Raw genomic sequence first — 4,997 nt, 5'->3', positions numbered from 1 at the left:
GCGTCTGCGGCGTCCCTGCGGTCCCCATCGGGCTCGCCCGTCACGCCCGGCGTGGCCGCCGGGCCGGGGGTTGCCGTGCAGTCACCCCCGGCGGCCCCGCCGGTGCTCCCCGCGGGTGCCCGGCTGCGGCTGCTGCTCGACCGGTTGGCGCCCGGGCTGGCGGCCGTCGCCGCTGGGCTGTGGTCCGACGGCCCGGCCTGGGACGGCGCCGGCGGGGTCGACCGCTACCGGGCCTGGCTGCGCACCGCCCACCAGGTGATCCGCGCCACCACCCCGCTGCTCGCGGACGCCGCCCAGGAGTGCCTGCGCCGCTCGGACCCGCTGAGCGCCCGGCTGGCGCCGTACTTCGCCGTCCAACTGGCCGAGGAGCACGGCCACGACCACTGGCTGCTCGCCGACTACGCCGCCACCGGCGCCGACCCCGCCGACCTGACCGCCGCCCAACCCCCGCTCGCCGTCGCCCGGTTCGCGGGCGCCCCGGCGTACTGGATCCGGCACACCCACCCGCTCGCGCTGCTCGGCCACATCGCACTGCTGGAGTGGTACCCGCCGCCGGCCTCGGCCGCGGCCCGGCTGGCCGCCCGTACCGGCCTGCCCGCCGCCGCCTTCCGCACCCTCACCGCGCACGCCGACCTGGACACCGCCCACGGCGGCGACCTGCGCGCCCTGCTCGACTCCCTGCAGCTCACCCCGGCCCAGCACCGGCTGCTGCTCACGGCCGCCGCCACCAGCGCGGCCGGCCTCGCCGACGTCCTCGCCCCGCTGCTCCCGGCCGCCGGACCGGGCCGACACCCCACGGAGGAATCATGGCTGACCCGCACCGGCTCACCGAGCTCGGCTTCGACCTGGACTACGCGAGCGACGAGCAACTGGCCGTCCTCGACGCCCTGACCGAGGAGGAGATCCAGCTGCTGCTCGACGTCAAGCGGCGGCTGGACGCGGCCGGCGCCGACGTCGAGGGCCACGGGATCGAGGGCGGTGCCCTGCTGTGGTGAGCACCCCCGACCCGGCGCCGCCGCCCGCGGGTTGTCCGGGCTGCGGCACGGTCAACCCGCCGGTGGCACGGTTCTGCATGGCGTGCGGCACCCCGACCGCCCAGCCGGCCGCCGCCGCACCGAGCGGTCTGCGGTTCGTCACCGTCACCTTCTGCGACATCTCCGGATCCACCCGGCTCGCCACCAGCCTCAGCCCCGAACTCTGGCACCGCGTGCTGGGACGCTACTTCGCGACCATGCGCGGCGCGGTCGAGGACCACGGCGGGCGGGTCGAGAAGTTCATCGGCGACGCCGTGGTCGGGGTCTTCGGCGCCGACCACCCGGCCGACGACGACGCGGTCCGCGCCGTGCACGCCACCCACGAGGCGCTGCGGCGGCTCGCCGGCGGCCAGGACGGCGGGGTCGAGCTGTCCGTCCGGTTCGGCATCGCCTCCGGCCAGGTGGTCCTCGCCGACCGGGACTCCTCCTTCGCCATCGGCGCCGTGATGAACCGCGCCGCCCGCCTCCAGGCCGCCGCCCCGCCCGAGGGCGCCCTGGCCGACGTCCGCACCTGGCTGCTGATCCGCGACCAGGTGCGCTGCACGGCGGTCGACCCGGTCGCCGCCAAAGGCTTCGACACCGCCCTGCAGGCCTGGATCCCCGAACCGGGCGCCCGGCCCGCCGCCGCCCGGCCGCCCTTCGTCAACCAGCGCCCGCTGCTCGCCGGCCTCACCACCGCCGTCGCCGCCGCGCTGCGCCGCCCGGGCGGCTCACTGCTGGCCGTGGACGGCGAACCCGGCAGCGGAAAGACCTCTGTGCTAAGGCAGTTGGCGTACGGCCCGGCGGCCGCGGGCGCGCTGGTGGTCCGGCTGGACTGCGCCCGCGACGACCACGCCCAGGGGCGCGCCCGGCTGCTGGAACTGGACGCCGCGCTGGCGGCCGCGACGCCCGGCACCGCAACTGCCGCAGCGGGCAACGGGATCGCCGGGTCCACCGCCGAACTGGGCTGGCGGATCGGCCGCCGCCTCGCCCGGCTGAGCGCCCGGCAGCCGCTGCTGCTGCTGATCGACAACGTCCAGTGGGCGTCCGCGGAACTGCTCCAGGTGATCGACGGCGTTCCGGACGCCCGCGAGGCCGCGGGCGGTCACGTCGTGCCGGACGGCTGCGGCCCGGTGGTCCTCGTGCTGGCCGGCCGCGATCTGCCCGCCGGCCTGCGGCGGCGGCCCACCGTCTTCGGCGTACCGGCGCTGTCCGCCGAGCACGGCCACCGGCTGCTCGGCCTGCTGCGCCCGGCCACCCCCGCCGGCGGCGACCTGGAACTGCACTACACGGCCGCCTCCGCCGCCCTGGTGGCGCGCAGCGGCGGCAATCCGCTCTTCCTCGAACAGCTCGCCGCACTGTCCGCCGACGGCATCGAGGACCTGGTCGCCCCTTCGGCCAGTGCCGCGCTCGGCGCCCGGATCGAGCGGCTCGGCCACCCCGCCCGCCGGGTCCTGGGCTGCATCGGCGCCTGGGGCACCGCCGTCGGCACCCGCGAACTGTCCGCCACGGCAGGCCTGGAGCCCGCCGAACTCGCCGAAGGCATAGCCGAGTTGGAGCAGCGGCAACTCGCGGCCGGGCGGCCCGGCGAGGACGGCAGACTGCGTTTCGACTGCCGCAGCCCCGCCCAGGTGGCGTATGCCCACCTGGCGCTCGCCGACCGGGCCGAGCTGCACACCGCGGTGGCCGGACTGCTGCGCGGGCAGGCGGCCACCGCCCCCGGCGCCCTGGAACAGGCCGCCGTGCACGCCGAACGGGCCCTGGAGTGCGAACGGGAACTGCGCCCCGGCTCACCCCAGCAGGCCTGCGCGGCGGAACTCGCCGCCGGCTGCCTGGTCGCCGCGGCCCGCCGCGCGGTCGGCCGCTCCGACGTCCGGCGCGCGGTAGAACTCGCCGCCCGGGCCCGCGAGTCGGCGGCCGACCCGGCTCTGCAGCTGGAGGCGGCGGCGATCGAGAGCTACGCGCTGGCCGCCTGCGGGCGGACCGCGGACGCGCTCGAGCTGATCGACCGCACCGCCCAGCACACCGCGTCCGCCGCCGACCCGTCCGCCGCCGACCCGTCCGCCCCGGACCCGTCCGCTGCCGGCCCGTCCGCTGCCGGCCCGTCCGGCGGCAACCCGGCGGCCGTCTTCCAGCTCCGCGCCAACGAGCTGGCGCTGCGCCCGGCCGGCCCGGACGCCGTACGGGCCGCCCGCCGGCTCGCCGAGCAGGCCGGCGACCACGCCTCCAGGGCCCGCCTGCTGCTGCTCGAAGGACTCACCGCGATCGGCGGCGGCGACTACCGGCTCGGTGAGCGGCTGCTCGACGCCGCGTACGGCGGGATCCGCTCGGCCGGCGCCGGGCTCGGGACCGCCGAGGTCCACGCCAACCTGGCGCTCTGCCTGGCCTTCGGGGACAGCCCGGTGCGGGACGCGCTCGCCCGCTGCGAGGAACTGCGGCGGGCCACCGCGGACGCCCCGGCCCTGCACGCCCTGGTCGGCTGCTCGGCCGCGTTGCTGCACGCCTTCGGCGGGGCCGCCGGACCCGCCCGGGACCTGCTGGAACAGGCCCGGGAGGTGTTCACCGGGATCGGCAACCGGGCCGCGCTGGCCGGGCTGTACCAGTTCCGCAGCGCCGTCGAGGAGTGGGCCGGGGACCCGGCCGGGGCCGCGCACTGGCAGCGTGCCGCCGCCGACTGCTGCACCGAGGCCGGCGCCGGAGCGGCGGCCGCCCGCTGCCTGGCCTCCGCCTGGCTGCTCGATCCGCGCGGCCCGGCCCCCGCCGGGGACCCGCCACCGCCCGGGGCGGGCTGGGAGGCCCGAGTGCTGCACCAGCAGGTGGAGGCCGTCCGGCTGGCCGCCCGGGGGGACCCGGCGGCGCGTGGCCCGATCGAACGGTCGCTGGCGGAGCTGGACACCGTCCGCGGCGCGGGTGCGCTGCTGCTTCCGCTGACCGCCGCCCTGCGGATCGCCCGGGCCGCACCCGGCTGCCAGGACCTCGCCGAGCGGGCCGGACAGTCCCTGGCAGCCGCCAGGGCCGCCAAACTGACCGGTCCCGAGCCGCCCGGAAGGCCCTGAGAGAAATACCTTCGGCTCTTTCACGGAATGTTCCGAGCGGCAATTCGGCCTGCCATTTTTTTCCGGCGCTGCCGGTGTTTTTCGAATGCTGTCGCGAGTGTTGACGGCCGTCCGCCCTTTGAGAAGAATTCGAAAAGGCCGCACAAGCGCGCCCGACGCACCGTCAAGAACCCATGGGAGGGCTCATGTCGAACGAATTCGAGAAGAACGAGGCCGAGGAGCTGGCCGCCGCCGCCCGCGAGGCGGAGCTGGCCGAGAGCGACGTCGAGGGCCACGCGGCCGACGTCGAGGACGAGGCCGGCTTCACGAACATCAACTTCGGCTGCTCGGCCAACTGACACCCGGCCGGAGCCGGACCCCCCTTGCCGACGGTCGATCAGGTGCCGCCGGCAAGGTGCGGGCCGCCACCCGCACCGGTGTTCCGGGGCCCGCATCAGTGATTTACCGGCGAACAACCGGCGGCCCTCGGCGCCGGATCTCAATCAGCGGAGCGGGGAGGGCCGAATGACCGACCGGATCCGACCCGGAATACCCCGGTACCGGGCCGCCGACGTGGCCGTCCTGCGCATTCCGGCGCTGCCCGCCGACGGTTGCACCGGCCTGCTCGCCGCCTGCCGACCGGACGACCCCGACTGGCCCGCCACCCACCGCGCCCTGCTCGCCGACGCCTGGCGTACCCCGCTGCTCGCCGCCGCCGTCGAGCACTCCGCACCCGACCTGGCCCGCGCCCTCACCGAGGCCGGCGGCCCGGACGGGCCGAGGACGGCGCTCGCGCTGGACCGCTGCCTGAACCGGCTGAGCACCCGGCCCACCCCGTTCGGGCTGGCCGCCGCGGTCGCCGCGGTGCCCGTCGCCCGCGCCGGCCGGCCCACCGGGACCGACCCCGGCGGCCACCTGCTGCGGCTGTCCGGCCCGGCCCGCCCGGTCG

At 77.4% G+C, this 4,997-nt stretch carries 5 protein-coding genes; all 5 read left to right on the top strand.

Annotated elements, in window-relative coordinates; translation table 11 throughout:
* On the top strand, positions 1 to 891 hold an 891-nt coding region (locus tag AA75_RS23280), incomplete at its 5' end, for an iron-containing redox enzyme family protein (RefSeq protein WP_206743448.1).
* Positions 807 to 995, top strand: a complete 189-nt coding sequence (locus AA75_RS23275) for an aroma-sacti cluster domain-containing protein (RefSeq protein WP_033822141.1) — start codon at positions 807 to 809, stop codon at positions 993 to 995. The genes AA75_RS23280 and AA75_RS23275, both read left to right, overlap by 85 nt.
* The gene (locus tag AA75_RS23270; protein WP_149038323.1) at positions 992 to 4,069 is read left to right on the top strand and encodes an adenylate/guanylate cyclase domain-containing protein; all 3,078 of its coding nucleotides are present in this window, start codon (positions 992 to 994) and stop codon (positions 4,067 to 4,069) included. The genes AA75_RS23275 and AA75_RS23270 overlap by 4 nt, the downstream gene beginning before the upstream one ends.
* Before the next feature lie 185 nt (positions 4,070 to 4,254).
* On the top strand, positions 4,255 to 4,407 hold the full coding sequence (locus tag AA75_RS49660; protein ID WP_158515557.1) for a hypothetical protein: 153 nt from the start codon (positions 4,255 to 4,257) through the stop codon (positions 4,405 to 4,407).
* Positions 4,408 to 4,573: 166 nt separating this feature from the next.
* The coding region (locus AA75_RS23265; protein ID WP_033822139.1) for a lantibiotic dehydratase at positions 4,574 to 4,997 on the top strand (424 nt) is incomplete at its 3' end.

Origin of the sequence: Kitasatospora sp. MBT63, assembly GCF_000710465.2 — a bacterium.
In the GTDB taxonomy this organism is placed as follows: domain Bacteria; phylum Actinomycetota; class Actinomycetes; order Streptomycetales; family Streptomycetaceae; genus Kitasatospora.
This window is presented reverse-complemented; position numbering and strand designations above follow the sequence as displayed.

Coding starts and splice junctions, on each gene's coding strand:
- AA75_RS23275 (WP_033822141.1), top strand. CDS start 807: ATGGCTGACCCGCACCGGCTCACCGAGCTCGGCTTCGACCTGGACTAC.
- AA75_RS49660 (WP_158515557.1), top strand. CDS start 4,255: ATGTCGAACGAATTCGAGAAGAACGAGGCCGAGGAGCTGGCCGCCGCC.